Raw genomic sequence first — 15,162 nt, 5'->3', positions numbered from 1 at the left:
GTTCCCGGTCACGGCGTCCCCGATCAGTCACCGCAGGACTTCGATCCCGACGCGATCGTGCGAAGTCTCCGCGAGAGCTGAACAAGACAACGAAACGGTCCGACCGCCATCGCTCGCGGTCGGACCATGCGGAGCGCCGGCCAACGAGGTCGACCGCATCGAGCACGGCGACGACCACGACTCGAGCAACCTCCAGGCGATATGCCGTTGGCGCCACGGGCGGAAGACTGCGGCCGAAGGTGCGGCTGCGCGGCAGCCACGGCCGACTCAGCGACGAAGATCACCGCGCGCATGGCCCACACACGGACGCGCCGGAGACCCCCGGTGGTGCGAGGGCCTCCGGCGAGCCGGTTCCGTGCGGTGGATCAGGATCCGCGAAGGATCAGGGTTGCCGTTGCCGCTTGTTTCGCTGGCGCGGTTTACGGCGCCGCATTCCCCGCGGCTTTATCCCGCTGGCGTTTCGTTCAAACCCAAACCACGCAGGATGTTATCGCGGTCCGCGTTTGCGCGCAGCGCGGTCAAGGAATTCAAGCGGCCCAGCAAAGTCGTGGAAGATGCGGGGCATTTCAGGTCTTGAATCGCCGACAAGGTCTTTTCAAAACGTTGGATGCGGCTTTCAAGGTCCGTTCCACTCGGAAAGTTCGCATTCTTGAGCGCTACCTGCGCGTTCACTTGGGCTTGAGTGGGTGGGCAGCGACCGGGAACATTTACCCCGGTAGGGCCCACGCGGTCGGCCGTCGCGTTCGGATCGCCCGGGCTGAAACCCAGCGCCGGCACCAAAGCGTCGATGTTACCGGAGCCGGCTCCGGCGTTCCCCGTCGCTCCACTCTGGTCCGAACCCGTGTCGGGCTGGTTCGCCGGGGGATTCGCGGCCGGCGGCGCGGCGATGTTCGCGGTGCAGCCGGCCTGCTGACGCTGCACGTTGATCATGTCGACCACGGCCTGGCGGTTCGCCAGCACGGCGTTGGTCTGCGCGTTGGGGTTCGCACGCTGTTCGGCCATGAAGGAGAGAGTGTCGCGCAGCGACTGGTCCAGGCCGGAGCAGTTGGTGGCGGCGTTGCTCATGCCCGTGCTGACGGCGAACGCGCCGCCGGCCAGGGTTGCGACGGCGAGTCCGATGGCGATCTTGCGGTTGCGCCCGGTGAGTCCACTGCCCGGCCGCCGGTATGCACTGCTGCGTGATCTCCTCATGCCCGTGTTTACGTGCCTCGTTCGCCAGCGGACGGGGTTCGTACCTTAAAGATCCTTAAATGCTGCAACCCCGCAGGGACTCGGGTGCGTGCAGGCGCAACGAGACGCCCACCATGACGACGAACGCCAACGGAACGGTCCAGGCGGCAGGCTGACCGACGAGCACCGCCGGCCACCCGCGATCGTTGCGCTCTTCAAATAGGAAAGCCCCTGCCCAGGTAGGTCCTGGGCGGGGCTTCTCTGGTTAGTGCCGATTCAGTCGATGTCTCCGCGTCGGCCGCGTTTTACCTGGCCGCGCCGCTTCTTCTCGGCGATGCGCCGCTCCACCGAACCGCGGGTCGGCTTCGTCTGCCGACGGGCGCGCGGCGGCGGCGCGACGGCCGCCGCGACGACGGCCGCGAGCCGCGCCTCGGCGGCCTCACGGTTGCGAAGCTGGGAGCGGTGCTCCGACGCCGTGATCGTCAGTACCCCGGTGACCAGGCGGCCGGCCAGCCGCTCGATGGCTCTGACCTTCAACGCCGACGAGAGCACGTCGGACCCGGCCAGGTCCCAGGACAGCTCAACACGCGAGTCCGTCGTATTCACGCCCTGCCCACCCGGGCCGCTGGAGCGGGAGAACCGCCAGCTCAGCTCGGCCTCGGGGATGGCCAGTCCGGGCCGGATCGATATGTCAGCCATCTGGTCATTCTCCCCGGGGCACGTCCTCGAACACGGCGCCCAGCATCGCACCCGCCGTGATCACGCGCCATCGAGAATGACATCCGGCCGCGCCGGAATCGTCCGGGACAGGGCAAGATTGGTCGGGTGACGTCACCAATCGCACCGGTCGCCACGACCGGTTATCCGTGGCCCATCGAAACCACGCGGCTCGCGAACGGCCTGCGCGTCGTCGTCAGCGAGGACCGGACGGCGCCCGTCGTCTGCGTCAACCTCTGGTACGACGTCGGCTCCCGGCACGAACCGCCGGGCCAGACCGGGTTCGCGCACCTCTTCGAGCACCTGATGTTCGAGGGGTCGCAGCACGTGAAGAAGACCGAGCACATGAAGCTGGTGCAGGGCAACGGCGGCTCGCTGAACGCGACGACCAACCCGGACCGGACGAACTACTTCGAGACCATGCCCTCCGAGCACCTGGAGCTGGCGCTGTGGCTCGAGGCGGACCGGATGGGCGGGCTGGTTCCGGCGCTCACCCAGGAGACGCTGGACAACCAGCGCGAGGTGGTGAAGAACGAGCGGCGCCAACGGTACGAGAACGTGCCCTACGGCGACGCCTGGCTGCGCCTGCTGCCCCTGCTCTACCCGCAGGGCCATCCGTACCATCACGCCACGATCGGGTCGATGGAGGACCTGAACGCGGCGGACCTGGACACCTTCAAGGCGTTCCACCAGCAGTACTACGCGCCGAACAACGCGGTCCTCACGGTCGTCGGCGACACCACCGCAGCCGAGGTGTTCGCACTGGCGGAGAAGTATTTCGGGGCGATCGCCACGGTGCCGGACATCCCGCCGGCGCCGGACGGCACGTTGCCCACCCCGGCCCCCGAGCCGGCCCGGGAGGAGGTGACGGCCGCGGTGCCGGCCCCGCGGATCTATCTCTCGCACCGGACCTATCCGTTCGGGACCAAGGGGTACGACACGATGACCGTCCTCGCCACGGTGCTCGGCAACGGGCGGGGCAGTCGCCTCTACCAGCGCCTCGCCGACGGCGCCCGGATCGCCCAGCCGGACTACATCGGCGCGTACGGCGTGGACCTGGCACACGCCCCCGCCCCGCTCATCGTCACGGCCACCGCCAAGGACGGCGTCTCCCTGGAGACCCTGGAGGCGGGCCTGTCCGACGTGATGCGCAGCCTGATCGACGAGCCGGTCACCGACGACGAGCTGAACCGGGCCAAGGCGCTGCTCACCACCGCCTGGTGGCGGCAGGTGTCCACGGCCGGCGGCCGGGCCGACACTCTCGGCCGGTACGCCACGCAGTTCGGTGACCCGGCCGCGGCCGCCGAGCGCCTGTCGCAGTGGCTGGCCGTCACTGCCGAGGACCTCACCGCGGCGGCGAAGGAAGTGCTGCGCCCCGAGTCCCGCGTCACCCTCACCTACCTTCCCGGGGAGCCGTCATGACCCTCGTCACGTCCCGCCCGGCCCCGGGCGACGCCCGCCCGTACGCGTTCCCGGCCGTCCGCCGGATCTCCGCGCACGGCGGCACCGTCATCGCCGCCCATCTGCCGGGCCAGATCCTGGCCAGCGCCGTCCTGCTGCTGGACGCCGGCGCCGCCCGGGAGACCGACGGCCGGGAGGGCACCGCCACGGTGCTCGCCAAGTCGATGGAGGAGGGCACCCGCAAGCGTGACTCGGCGGCGTACGCCCTGGCGCTGGAGGGCCTGGGCGCGGAGCTCGCCCCGTCGGTGGACTGGGACGCCTTCCGGGTCGGCGTGTCGGCGCCCGGCCCGCTGCTGGCCGGCGCGGTCCGCCTGGCCGCCGAGGCCGCCCGGACCCCGAAGCTGGATCCGGCGGACGTGGCCCGCGTCCGCGACGACGAGGTGACCGCGCTGCGGATGGACTGGGCGCAGCCCGGTCCGCGGGCCGACGCGGCCCTGCGCGGCGACCTGTTCGGCGCCGACGGGAGGTACAGCCGCCCGCTGCACGGCGACCCCACCTCGGTGGCCGCGGTGACGGTGGAGGACGTGCTGGCCTTCCACGAGGCGTGGCTGCTGCGGCCGGGCGTGCTGCTGGTCGCCGGTGACCTGGACGGTCTGGATCTGAACGCGCTCGCCGAGGCCGCCTTCGAGGGCACCTCGGGGGAGCCGCTGGAGCCGGCCGGCCCGCTCGGCGTGGTGCTGCCCGACCGGCGGCGCACGATCCTGGTGGACCGGCCCGGATCGGTGCAGTCGACGCTGCGGCTGGGGCACCGGGCGCCGGAGCGGGCGACCCCCGACTACGTGCCGATGACGCTGGCCGCGACCGTGCTGGGCGGCGCCTTCACGTCCCGGCTGAACCACCTGATCCGCGAGGTGAAGGGGTACACGTACGGCATCCGCGGCTCGTACGCGATGACCCGCCGGTCCGGCCGGTTCGAGGTGGCCGCCGGGGTGCAGACCGCGGTGACCGCCCCGGCGATCCGGGACACCCTTGGCGAGATCGCTCGTACCGAGGCCGAGGGGGTGACCGAGGCGGAGCTGGAGGTGGCGCGTTCCTGGCGGGCCGGCCAGCTGTCGGTGGAGATGCAGACGCCGGGCGCGATCGCCGGCGCGCTGGCCACCCTGGTGGTGCACGGCCTGCCCGACGACTACTACGAGACGCTGCGCCGGGAGTATCTGGAGGCGACCGTCGAGCAGGTGTCGCGGGCAGCCGCCGACCATCTGTCGACCGACCGGCTGACCCTGGTCGTCGAGGGTGACGGCACGGTGATCCGGGACGAGCTGGCCGAGTTCGGCGACCTGGCCGACGCCGAGGTCTGACGGTGGGGAGTCCGGCTGGTTGTCAGGGCTGTCTCAGCGGCGCTCAGACAGCCCTGACAACCAGCCGGACTCCGCCCCGGGCTGCCGTCGGCGTCGATGATGTGACGTGAACCGCGTTGACCGTCGGCCGGTGGCGGCGGGCGGATAACGTCGCGGCCATGACGATCACCGACGCGCCGCCGGCGGCCCGCCCGGCCCGGCGCCGCCGCATCGTTCTCACCGTCCTGCTCTGGTTGTCGCTGATCCCGGCCGCCGTCTGGCTGCTGGGGCGCACCTTCGGGTGGGAGGCCGGCCACTGGGTCATGTTCCTGGCGTTCACGCCGTACGTCGCGGTGTGGACCCTGATCCCGCTCGCCGCGTCGCTGATCGCCCGCCGGTGGGCGGCCGCCGCCGTGGCGGCGCTGATCGCGTTCGGTTTCGCGGTGGCCGTGGTGCCGCGCGCCCTGCCCGACTCGGACAAGGGGCCGGAAAGCGGCGTCGAGTTGCGGGTGATGACGGCGAACCTGCTGTTCAGCGGCGCCGACCCGGAGGCGGTCGTGAAGCTGGTCCGGGAGCAGCGGGTGGATGTGCTGGCCGTGCAGGAGTTCACCGAGCGCGGGCAGAACGCGTTGCAGGTGGCCGGTCTCGAGGAGATCCTGCCCCATCGCCAGTTCGCCCCGGAGTGGGGTGCGAGCGGCTCCGGCCTCTACTCCCGCTACCCGTTCGCCGAGCAGGCCGCCAAGCGCAACACCGGCGGCTTCCAGCAGGCCCACGCCGCCGTCCAGGTGCCGGGCGCCGGGACGATCTACGTCGAGTCGGTGCACCCGCTCGCCCCGTCGGAGCGGGACCGGATCCCCGGCTGGTCGACCGATCTGCGGGAGCAGGTGCCGGCCGAGGGCGGGCTGCCGAAGATCCTGATGGGCGATTTCAACGCGACGCTCGATCACCGGCAGCTGCGCGATCTGATCGGCACCGGCTACCGGGACGCCGCCGACGCCGTCGGGAAGGGCCTGGTGGGCAGCTGGGGGCCGTACGACGGGGATCCGATCCCACCGGTCACCATCGACCACGTGCTGGTCGACGAGCGGATCGGGGTGAAGGACGTGAAGGTCTATCCGGTGGCCGAGTCGGACCACCGAGCGGTGATCGCCTGGGTGACGGTGCCGACCGCATGATCACGATCCGCCTGATCAGCCCGGCGGACGCCGAGGAGCTGGCCGTCCTGGTGCGGGCCAACCGGGAGCACCTGGCGCCCTGGGATCCGGAGCGCTCCGAGGAGTTCTACACCACCGCGGGTCAATGGCAGATCATCTCCGACACGCTGCGCCAGGGCAACGCGCTGCCGCACGCGATCGTCGAGGCCGGCCGGATCGTCGGCCGGGTCAACCTCTCCAACGTCGTGCACGGGCCGTTCCAGTCGGCGAACCTCGGCTACTGGGTGGCCGCGGCGGCCGCCGGGCGCGGGGTGGCGAGCGCCGCCGTGGCCGCGGTGGCCGAGCAGGCGTTCACCACCTACGGCCTGCATCGGCTGGAGGCGGGCACGTTGCTGCACAACGTCCGTTCGCAGCGGGTCCTGGAGCGCAACGGCTTCCAGCGTTTCGGGATGGCCCCGCGCTATCTGCGGATCGCCGGCGACTGGCAGGACCACTACCTCTATCAGCTCCTCGCCGAAAACTGGCTCGCCGCGCGCGGCGGCGCCGCCTAACCTCGTGGGCATGATGCCGAGCTCGATCACGACCACGCCGGGGTGTCCCGGCGTCCGATCGCGCTGAGCTGACAGCGACGACCACGGCCCCGGGTGACCTGCCCGGGGCTGTGTCGTTCCGGGGTCCCCGTTTTCGAGGGAGACCCACGATGTCCGTAGATCACCGCCGGCTCGGCCGCGAGCTGGACCTGTTCGACTCCGACCCGCTGATCGGCGCGGGCCTGCCGTTCTGGCTGCCGGACGGCGCGGCCGCCCGCCACGAGGTCGAGTCCTATCTGTACGAGCTGGAGCGCCGCGCCGGCTACCGGCACGTCCACTCCCCGGCGCTGGGCAGACGCCGGATGTACGAACTGTCCGGGCACTGGCACAACTTCGCCGATGAGATGTTTCCGCCGATGCGGGTCGGTGCGGACGACCTGGTGCTGCGTCCCAGCCTCTGCCCGCATCACGCCCTGATCTTCCGGTCGCGCGGTCGTTCGTACCGGGAATTGCCGTTGCGGATCGCCGAGCTGGGACCGATGTACCGAGCGGAACGCTCGGGGGTTCTCGGCGGCCTGTCCCGGGTCCGGTCGATGCTGCTCAACGACGCGCACGTCTTCTGCGCCGAGGAGCAGGCGGGCGCCGAGGTGGCCGGGGTCCTGCGGCTGATGCGCGAGGCGCACGCCGCCCTCGGCGTGGGCCCGGTCTCCTTCCGGCTGTCGCTGCGCGGGCCCGGGAAGAAGTACGGCGGCGACGACGCGATGTGGGCGCGGGCCGAGGGGCTGCTGCGCGCCGCGCTTTCGCAAGAGCGGATCTCGTACGCCGAGGCGCCGGGCGAAGCGGCGTTCTACGGCCCGAAGATCGACGTTCAGGTGGTCGATCCGTCCGGCCGGGAGTGGACCCTCGCCACCGTCCAGGTCGACTACCACCAGCCGGAGCGGTTCGAGCTGGAGTACGTGGACGCGAGCGGCGGCCGGTCCCGTCCGGTGATGGTGCACCGCAGCCTGGCCGGGTCGATGGAGCGGCTCTTCGGGCACCTGATCGAGGTGCACGGCGGCGCGTTCCCGGTCTGGTACGCCCCGGTCCAGCTGGCGATCCTGCCGGTCGGCGCGGACCAGGACGAGGCGGCCCGGGAGTTCGCCGCGCGGGCCGCCGACCTGCGGGTGGAGGTGCTGCACGACGGTTCGGTCGGCGCCCGGATCCGGGAGTGCCGGAAGGTCCCGTACCTCGCGGTGATCGGCGCCCGGGAGGCCGCCGACGGCAGCGTGGCGCTACGGCTGCGCGACGGCCGTCAACTGGCCCCGATGCCCGCGGCGGCCGCGATCGAACTGATCAGCGCGGCCGCCCGGGAACAACGTCAGGCGGGAGTGGAACTGCGTGCCAGACCGTAGGTCAGGGAGTCGACGAGGGCGGTCCAGCTGGCCTCGACGATGTTCTCGTGGACGCCGACCGTGGTCCACTCGCGGTTGTGGTCGCTGGTCTCCAGCAGCACCCGGGTGATCGCGTTGGTGCCGTGGCTGCCCTCCAGGATCCGCACCTTGAAGTCGGAGAGCTCGAACGTCTTCAGCTGCGGGTAGTGGTTGCCGAGGGCGGTGCGCAGCGCCTCGTCCAGGGCGTTGACCGGGCCGTTGCCCTCGGCCGTGGCGATCACCCGTTCGCCGTGGGCCCGGACCTTGACGGTGGCCTCGGAGATGACCGTGCCGTCCTCGCGGTGCTCGACCAGCACCCGGTACGACTCCAGGGTGAACGGCCTGACCACGTCCGTGCCGGGCAGCTCGTTGCGGACCAGCAGCTCGAAGGAGGCGTCGGCGGCCTCGAAGGACCAGCCCTCGGCCTCCAGGTCCTTGACCCGCTGCGTGACCTTCGACAGGGTGTCGGGGTGGCCGGCCAGGTCCAGTCCGAGCTCACGGCTCTTGAGCTCGATGCTGGCCCGGCCGGCCATCTCGGTTACCAGGATCCGCATGTCATTGCCGACAACCGACGGGTCGATGTGGTTGTAGAGCAGCGGATCCACCTTGATCGCGCTCGCGTGCAGGCCCGCCTTGTGGGCGAACGCCGCGGCCCCGACATAGGCCTGGTGGGTGTCGGGGGCGATGTTGGCGATCTCGGCGAGCGCGGTGGAGACCCGCGTCGCCTTCTCCAGGCATCCGTCCGGTAGGACCTTCAGCCCGAGCTTGAGTTGCAGGTTGCTGACCGTGGCGAACAGGTCGGCGTTGCCGGGGCGCTCGCCGTACCCGTTGGCCGTGCACTGGAAGTGCTGGACCCCGGCCTCGACCGCGGCGACCGTGTTGGCGACCGCGCAGGCGGTGTCGTTCTGGCAGTGGATGCCGAGCCGGTCCGGGGTCACGCCGGTCCGCTCGACCACCTCGTTGATCGCCTTGGTGATCATCGAGGGGAGCATGCCGCCGTTGGTGTCGCACATGACGACCCGCTCGGCGCCCGCCTCGATGGCCGCCTTCACCACGCTCGCGGTGTACTCCGGGTCGTACCGGAAGCCGTCGAAGAAGTGCTCACAGTCCACGAAGGCGCGCCGGCCGTTGGCGACCAGGTGCCGGACGGTGTCCCGGACCATGTCCAGGTTCTCGTCGCCGGTGGTGCGCAGCGCCCGTTCGACGTGCCGGATGTCGGACTTCGCGACCACGCACACCACCGGGGTCCCGGCGTCCAGCAGCGCCTTGACCTGGGGATCGCCGGCCACGTCGACGCCGGCCTTGCGGGTCGCCCCGAATGCGACCAGCACCGCGTGCCGTAGCTCCAGCTCGGTCTTCGCCCGTTCGAAGAACTCGGTGTCCTTGGGCATGGCGCCGGGCCAGCCGCCCTCGATGAAGCCCACTCCGAACTCGTCCAGCAGGCGCGCGACGGCGAGCTTGTCGGCGACCGTGTAGCTGATTCCCTCGCGCTGCCCACCGTCGCGCAGCGTCGTGTCGAACACCTGGTACTCCATCAGGGGATGTCCTTTCGGTCGGTCACCCACAGCAACAACAAAAAGACCCCCCGCGGATGCGGGAGGTCTGCGCGTCGGCGAGAGAGTCAGCCGGCGCGCTAGGTGCGAATAATCAGCACGGAGTGGGTCACGGGTGGAAGCATGCCACGGGCTACCGCAGTAGACGCCGGAAATCCAATAGCTGAGACGCAAGGTACCGGCAAGAGTGACGAAATCGACCGGTGAGGCGATCGGCGCCGGCGGATAGGTTGGAGGCGTGGTGGCCGAAGCGTATTCACGAAACCTGCCGTTCTCCAAGGCCTACAACTTCCGAGACGTGGGCGGTTACGCCGGTCTCGACGGGCGCCGGGTGCGCTGGAGGCGGCTGTTCCGGGCCGACGCGCTGCACAGCCTGGACGAGAAGGACGCCAGGATCTTCGCGGCTCTCGGGGTCCGGACGGTGATCGACCTGCGGCGTCCGTTCGAGGTGGAGAAGTTCGGCCGGGTCGCCGAGTCGCACGGTGTCGACTACCACAACCTGGTGCTCCGGCACGTGGACTGGGACGGGCTCGAGCACCCGGAGGACGCCGTGCGCGCCCGCTGGCTGGCCGACCGCTACCTCAACTTTGCCGAGGACGGCAGGGAGGGCATCGCCGAGTCGCTGCGCCTGATCGCCGACCGGGAGGCCGCGCCGGTGGTGGTGCACTGCATGGCAGGCAAGGACCGGACCGGCACGGTGTGTGCGCTGACCCTGTCGCTGCTGGGGGTGTCCGACGAGGACATCGCCGCCGACTATGCGCTGACCACCGAGGCGATGCGCCCGCTGACCGAGTCCATTCGCCTGACGAGCCCGGAGTCGATCCAGGGCAAGGACCACATGTTCGACTCGCCGGCCGAGGCCATGCACCTGTTCCTCGACGACCTCCGTGAGCTGCACGGATCGGTCGAATCCTACGTCAAGGAGATCGGTCTCACCGACGACGAGCTGGCGGCCCTGCGGTCCCACCTGCTCACCCGTTCAGGTACTTAGCACCTGTCATGGGACTACCTGTCGTCACGCAACTGGCGGTATGCTCAGCGTCATGCCCGGCCTGGTGGCAACTACCCGATATGTGGCAGCCAGGCCGGGCCCCAGTTGCGGCCCACGTGGAGTGCGTCCCCAGGTGACGGGCCGGCTGGAGGCGGTCTCCGACACGGCCGCCGGCTCGGCTCGGGTGGTTCAGCGCGGAGCCGCCCGAGCCGGGTCCTCCCTGATCAGCGCTGGTTGAAGGGGGCGACGGCCTCGCGGTTCTGTGCGGCGGCCTCCGGCCCGAGCAGGGCCTCGCAGACGCGGATCAGCCGGCTGCGCAGACCGGCCGCCCGGCGGGCCAGCTCACGCTGACGAGCCACATACTCCGCCTTGCCCTCCGCGGTCTCTATCTTGACCGGGGGATGGCCGTAGGACGTCAGATCGTACGGACTCGCCTGCATGTCCAGCAGCCGGATCTCGCCGGCCAGGGCGAAGCAGTCCAGGGCCAGCGCGCCCGGGACGGCGGGCCCGAGCTTCTGCGCCCACTTGTGCACGTCCATCGCGGCGTGCAGGCAGCCGGGCTGGTCCAGGTCGACCTGCGTGGCGCGGGTGGGCTGCAACCGGTTGAGCCCGACCGCCTCGGGCGTGAAGAACCGGAACGCGTCGAAGTGGGTGCAGCGGATGCTGTGCTGCTCGACCACCTGGTCGGTGCCCTCCTGGCCGAGGCGCAGCGGCAGCTCGTGGCGGTGCTCCGCGTCGCGGTAGACCATGGCCCACTCGTGCAGGCCGAAGCAGCCGGAGAAGACCGGGCGGGACGCGGTCGCGGTGAGCAGGCCGTGGATGTAGCGGACGCTCTCGGCGCGGGCGTGCATGAACGCGTCCTGGTCGAGGGTGACGACCCCGCCCTCGTACGTCATGTAGAACTTCCAGCCGGCGTGCTCGGCCAGGCCGTCGGGGGCCGGGGAGAGGCCGGTGCCGACTCCGGGATGCCAGCGGCGCAACAGCGACGGGCGGGTCCCGTAGTAGTCGTACAGAAAGTCCTCGATGGCGTGCTTGTCGCCCGTCGCGCGACGGGCACGGTGGCCCGCGGTCATCTGGTCGGCGCGCTCGGAGTGCGCCCGGGCGAGGGGAATCCAGGTGACCGAGGGCAGCGTGGTGGTGAGTGCCCTCACCTGCTTGATCCCCATCGCACCAATGTATCTAGCCAAGGCGATCAACACGATCACCGTTTGGCGCGAATGAGTTCCGCCACCAGAAGTGGCACTAAAGACGTACGCTGATGTGTAGTACATGTACTACGACTTTGATAGTGTGCTCGACATGACGGGATCGGTATTGGCCGCGGGCTCCGTGGCCGACACGCCGGGGGCGGAGCCGGTCATCGAGGTCCGCGATCTCCGCATGTCCTACGGCGACAAGGAAGTGCTGGCCGGCGTCGACTTCACGGCGACCGCCGGCGAGGTGCTCGTCCTGCTCGGGCCCAACGGCGCGGGCAAGACGACCACGATCGAGATTCTGGAGGGCTTCCGCCGGCGGTCCGGTGGCGAGGTGCGCGTGCTCGGTGTCGACCCGGAGCAGGGGGCGGAGCTGTGGCGGGCCCGGCTCGGTGTGGTGCTCCAATCGTGGCGCGACCACAGCAAATGGAAGGTCCGGGAGCTGCTGCACCATCTCGGCGGCTACTACGCGGAGTTCTCGACGGGCGACCGTCCGCGTCCCTGGCCGGTCGACGAGTTGCTCGAGGTGGTGGGGCTGACCGAGTCGGCGGGCACCCGGATCGCCCGGCTGTCCGGTGGCCAGCGGCGCCGACTCGACGTCGCGATCGGCATCGTCGGGCGCCCCGAGCTGCTCTTCCTCGACGAGCCGACGGTCGGCTTCGACCCGGAGGCGCGGCGCGAGTTCCACGATCTGGTGCACCGGCTGACCGATGTGGACGAGACCACGATCATGTTGACCACGCACGACCTCGACGAGGCGGAGAAGCTGGCCGACCGCATCCTGATCCTGGCCAAGGGGCGGATCGTCGCGGACGGCTCGGCCGACGAGCTGTCCCGGCAGGTGGCCGGCGAGACGGAGATCCGCTGGACGCGGGCGGGGCAGCGGTTCGTGCACTCGGCGGCGGACGCGACGGGGTTCGTGCGGGAGCTGTTCCGCCAGCACGGCGACGCGATCGGTGACCTGGAGGTGCGGCCGAGCAGCCTCGAGGAGACGTATATGAAGTTGGTCCGGGAGGCCGAGGGGGGTGCGCGATGACGCGGGTGGTGGGGTTGGGCCTGCGGCGCGGCCTGATCGAGTTGCGGCAGACCCTGAGCAGCGGGACAGACCTGTTCGGTTATGCGCTGCCCGCCGTGTTCCTGGTGATCGCGCTGGTCTGGATGCGCGGCAGCACCATTCCGGGCACCGAGATGGCGCTGGGCGCGCACAGCCTGGTGGGTTCAGTGGCCATGCTCATCGTGATCAGCGGGCTCATGACGATGATGCAGTACCTCGCGATGGACCGGGAGGACGGCACGCTGCTGCGTGCCAAGGCCACACCCAACGGGATGACCGGCTACCTCTTCGGCAAGATCGTCGTGGTCGCCGGGGTGGCCGTGATCAGCTGCCTGTTCGTCCTCGTGCCCGGCCTCTTCCTGGTGGACGGCCTGACCGTGGGAGTCGACGGCGCGCTGGTCCTGCTCTGGCTGCTGCCGCTGGCGTTTCTGGCCACCATGCCACTGGGCGCGGTGCTCGGCGCCCTCTTCGACAATCCGCGCCAAGCGTCACTCATGATGCTTCCGCTCCTCGGGCTGACCGCGGTCTCCGGCGTCTTCTACCCGGTCACGGCGCTGGCCGGCTGGCTGCAGGGCGTCGCGCAGGTGTTCCCGGTCTACTGGCTAGGGTTGGGCCTGCGATCGGCCTTCCTGCCGGATGCCCTGGCGGCCGCGGAGATCGGCGGCTCCTGGCGCCATCCGCAGACGGCCGGTGTGCTGGTGGCGTGGTCGATGGCCGGGCTGGTGCTGGCGCCGGGCATTCTGCGCCGGATGGCCCGCCGGGAGTCCGGTTCCGCGGTGGCGGCGCGGCGCGAGCGGGCGATGACCCGGATGACCGTCTGAGGGAGCGCGGAAGAGGCATGGCCAGTGAGGTCACCTACAACCGGATCGCGATGCTGCGCGCCGAGCGCGGCATCACCCGGCGGCAGCTCGCCGACGCTCTAGGGGTGCACTACCAGACGGTCGGCTACCTGGAGCGCGGCGAGTTCAGCCCGAGCCTGCACCTGGCGTTGCGGATCTGCACCTACTTCGAGGTGCCGGTCGAGGTGGTGTTCGCCCTGGAACCATTCCCGCGGCTCGGTGCGGAAACCCGATCGGCATAGGTTGTAGGGGAATGCCCGGCCCCGACAGCCCGGCCGGGCGCCCGCACCGCTACAGATGGGATTACCCGTGCGTTTCGCCCGCTTTGTTCATGCCGGTGGAGTGTCGTTCGGCGTCGTCGAGGGCGACGGCTCCTCGGGCCTGACGGTCGCCGAGATCGACAGCCTGCCCTTCAACGAGGTGCGCTTCACCGGGCAGCGGTGGGCCCTGGCCGACGTCCGGCTGCTAGCCCCGATCTTCTCCAGCAAGGTGATCGGAATCGGCCGCAACTACGCCGACCACGCCAAGGAGATGGGCAACGAGGTGCCCAAGGAGCCGCTGATCTTCATCAAGCCGTCCACCTCGGTGATCGGCCCCGGCGACGCCATCCGCATCCCCTCGGTGACCAGCCAGGTCGAGGAGGAGGCCGAGCTGGCCGTGGTGATCGGGGCTGCCGGCGCCCGCCGGGTCGACCGGGCCGGTGCCGAGAAGGCGATCTTCGGCTACACCTGCGGCAACGACGTGACCGCCCGTGACCTCCAGCGCAGCGACCCGCAGTGGACCCGCGCCAAGGGCTTCGACTCGTTCTGCCCGATCGGCCCGTGGATCGTCACCGGGCTGGACGTCAGCGACGTCGAGGTGCGCTGCGAGGTCGGCCAGGACCCGCAGAACCTGGAGGTCCGCCAGATCGGGCGTACGAAGGACATGGTCTTCGACATCCCGACCCTGATCTCCTACGTGTCGCACGTCATGACGCTGCTGCCCGGCGACATCATCCTCACCGGCACGCCGGCCGGGGTCAGCAAGATCGTCCCGGGGGACACCGTCTCGGTCAGCGTCCAGGGCATCGGCGAGCTGCGGAACCCGGTCGTGTCACTCGACTGACCGCTCGATCCCGTCCAGCAGCAGGGCCAGGCCGTAATCGAACGCGGCCTGGTCCTCGAAGCCGCCCGCGTTCCACAGCGCGGTCATCGCCGGGTACGCCTCCACGTCGAACCACTTCTCCCAGAACTCGCCGCGCTCCGACCACCACGACTCGGTGGACTGCCCGCTGACCCGGCTGAGCCGCGCGTCCTCACCGGCCTCCCGGGCGAAGGCGTAGACGTACGCCGTCACCGTGATCGCCGCCCGGTTGATCTCCCCGACCGGCAGGCCCAGGCCGCTCAGTGTGGCGATCATGTACTCCCGCTCGGCCATCGTGCCCGGCCCCAGCGGCGGCCGCACCAGCGACACCTCGGTCAGCCAGGGGTGCGCCACGAACATCTCCCGGGTACGCGCCGCGAAGACCGCCACCCGCTCCCGCCAGCCCTCCTCGGTCGCGCCGAGCCGCCGGGTCAGCAGCGCCTGGTCGACCATCAGATCGACCAGGACCGAGCGGGAGGGCACATACGTGTACAGCGTCATGGTCGCCACCCGGAGATCGGCCGCCACCCGCGCCATCGAGGCCGCCTCCAGGCCGTCCGCGTCCGCGATCCGGACGGCCGAGGCCACCACCGCGTCGACGCTGAGCCGGGGCGGGCGCCCGGCGGCCTTCTTCGCGGGCAGATTTCCGCGCCAGAGCAGGGGGTAGTTCTCCATGATTCCGTATACCCTAC

At 70.5% G+C, this 15,162-nt stretch carries 15 protein-coding genes; 10 read left to right on the top strand and 5 right to left on the bottom strand.

The features are described from left to right. Window positions 1-444 precede the first annotated feature (444 nt). Together IEZ13_RS03780 and arfB are read right to left on the bottom strand one after the other, a co-directional pair. A complete protein-coding gene (locus IEZ13_RS03780) occupies window positions 445-1,191 on the bottom strand; it encodes a hypothetical protein (protein ID WP_183216650.1) in 747 nt (248 codons plus the stop codon). 255 nt (window positions 1,192-1,446) lie between these two features. Beyond that, window positions 1,447-1,869: an alternative ribosome rescue aminoacyl-tRNA hydrolase ArfB gene (gene arfB, locus IEZ13_RS03775; protein WP_183216648.1), complete on the bottom strand. Its 423-nt coding sequence runs from the start codon at window positions 1,867-1,869 to the stop codon at window positions 1,447-1,449. Window positions 1,870-1,995: 126 nt separating this feature from the next. On the opposite strand from arfB, the gene IEZ13_RS03770 reads away from it, so the two are divergent. From IEZ13_RS03770 to thrS, 5 genes are all read left to right on the top strand, one after another. Beyond that, a complete protein-coding gene (locus IEZ13_RS03770; RefSeq protein WP_183216646.1) occupies window positions 1,996-3,309 on the top strand; it encodes a M16 family metallopeptidase in 1,314 nt (437 codons plus the stop codon). Then, window positions 3,306-4,646, top strand: coding sequence for a M16 family metallopeptidase (locus IEZ13_RS03765; protein ID WP_183216644.1), 1,341 nt, complete (start codon window positions 3,306-3,308; stop codon window positions 4,644-4,646). The genes IEZ13_RS03770 and IEZ13_RS03765 overlap by 4 nt, the downstream gene beginning before the upstream one ends. Before the next feature lie 158 nt (window positions 4,647-4,804). After that, a complete protein-coding gene (locus tag IEZ13_RS03760; protein WP_183216642.1) occupies window positions 4,805-5,800 on the top strand; it encodes an endonuclease/exonuclease/phosphatase family protein in 996 nt (331 codons plus the stop codon). Continuing rightward, window positions 5,797-6,330 carry a GNAT family N-acetyltransferase gene (locus IEZ13_RS03755; protein WP_183216640.1) on the top strand — a complete coding sequence of 178 codons (534 nt, stop codon included), beginning with the start codon at window positions 5,797-5,799 and terminating at the stop codon, window positions 6,328-6,330. Before IEZ13_RS03760 ends, IEZ13_RS03755 begins: the two co-directional genes overlap by 4 nt. A 149-nt stretch (window positions 6,331-6,479) precedes the next feature. Next, complete coding sequence (thrS, locus tag IEZ13_RS03750; RefSeq protein WP_183216638.1) at window positions 6,480-7,700, top strand: threonine--tRNA ligase; 1,221 nt, start codon at window positions 6,480-6,482, stop codon at window positions 7,698-7,700. On the opposite strand, the gene cimA is transcribed toward thrS, so the two are convergent. After that, window positions 7,667-9,253: a citramalate synthase gene (gene cimA, locus IEZ13_RS03745; protein WP_183216636.1), complete on the bottom strand. Its 1,587-nt coding sequence runs from the start codon at window positions 9,251-9,253 to the stop codon at window positions 7,667-7,669. The two genes, thrS and cimA, sit on opposite strands and share 34 nt — an antisense overlap. Window positions 9,254-9,509: 256 nt before the next feature. Here cimA and IEZ13_RS03740 point away from each other — a divergent pair, with 256 nt between their 5' ends. Beyond that, entirely contained in the window at window positions 9,510-10,262 is a 753-nt protein-coding gene (locus IEZ13_RS03740; RefSeq protein WP_183216634.1) for a tyrosine-protein phosphatase, read from the top strand. A 224-nt stretch (window positions 10,263-10,486) separates the two neighbouring features. Here the strand turns inward: IEZ13_RS03740 and IEZ13_RS03735 are convergent, their stop codons facing one another. Then, window positions 10,487-11,428, bottom strand: coding sequence for a 3-methyladenine DNA glycosylase (locus IEZ13_RS03735; RefSeq protein WP_183216632.1), 942 nt, complete (start codon window positions 11,426-11,428; stop codon window positions 10,487-10,489). 133 nt (window positions 11,429-11,561) lie between these two features. On the opposite strand from IEZ13_RS03735, the gene IEZ13_RS03730 reads away from it, so the two are divergent. The 4 genes from IEZ13_RS03730 to IEZ13_RS03715 all read left to right on the top strand — a co-directional run bounded on the left by IEZ13_RS03730 (window position 11,562) and on the right by IEZ13_RS03715 (window position 14,452). Further along, window positions 11,562-12,491, top strand: a complete 930-nt coding sequence (locus IEZ13_RS03730; RefSeq protein ID WP_183216630.1) for an ABC transporter ATP-binding protein — start codon at window positions 11,562-11,564, stop codon at window positions 12,489-12,491. Beyond that, entirely contained in the window at window positions 12,488-13,330 is an 843-nt protein-coding gene (locus IEZ13_RS03725) for an ABC transporter permease (protein WP_183216628.1), read from the top strand. Before IEZ13_RS03730 ends, IEZ13_RS03725 begins: the two co-directional genes overlap by 4 nt. A 17-nt stretch (window positions 13,331-13,347) precedes the next feature. Next, complete coding sequence (locus IEZ13_RS03720) at window positions 13,348-13,590, top strand: helix-turn-helix transcriptional regulator (protein ID WP_183216626.1); 243 nt, start codon at window positions 13,348-13,350, stop codon at window positions 13,588-13,590. Window positions 13,591-13,657: 67 nt separating this feature from the next. After that, complete coding sequence (locus IEZ13_RS03715) at window positions 13,658-14,452, top strand: fumarylacetoacetate hydrolase family protein (protein ID WP_183216623.1); 795 nt, start codon at window positions 13,658-13,660, stop codon at window positions 14,450-14,452. On the opposite strand, the gene IEZ13_RS03710 is transcribed toward IEZ13_RS03715, so the two are convergent. Next, on the bottom strand, window positions 14,441-15,145 hold the full coding sequence (locus tag IEZ13_RS03710) for a TetR/AcrR family transcriptional regulator (protein WP_183216621.1): 705 nt from the start codon (window positions 15,143-15,145) through the stop codon (window positions 14,441-14,443). The two genes, IEZ13_RS03715 and IEZ13_RS03710, sit on opposite strands and share 12 nt — an antisense overlap. Window positions 15,146-15,162: the final 17 nt, after the last annotated feature.

The sequence above is a fragment of the Actinoplanes campanulatus genome (genome assembly GCF_014647795.1).
Lineage (GTDB): Bacteria > Actinomycetota > Actinomycetes > Mycobacteriales > Micromonosporaceae > Actinoplanes > Actinoplanes campanulatus.
Note: the sequence above shows the minus strand (reverse complement) of the source record. Positions and strands in the feature narration are given on the sequence as shown.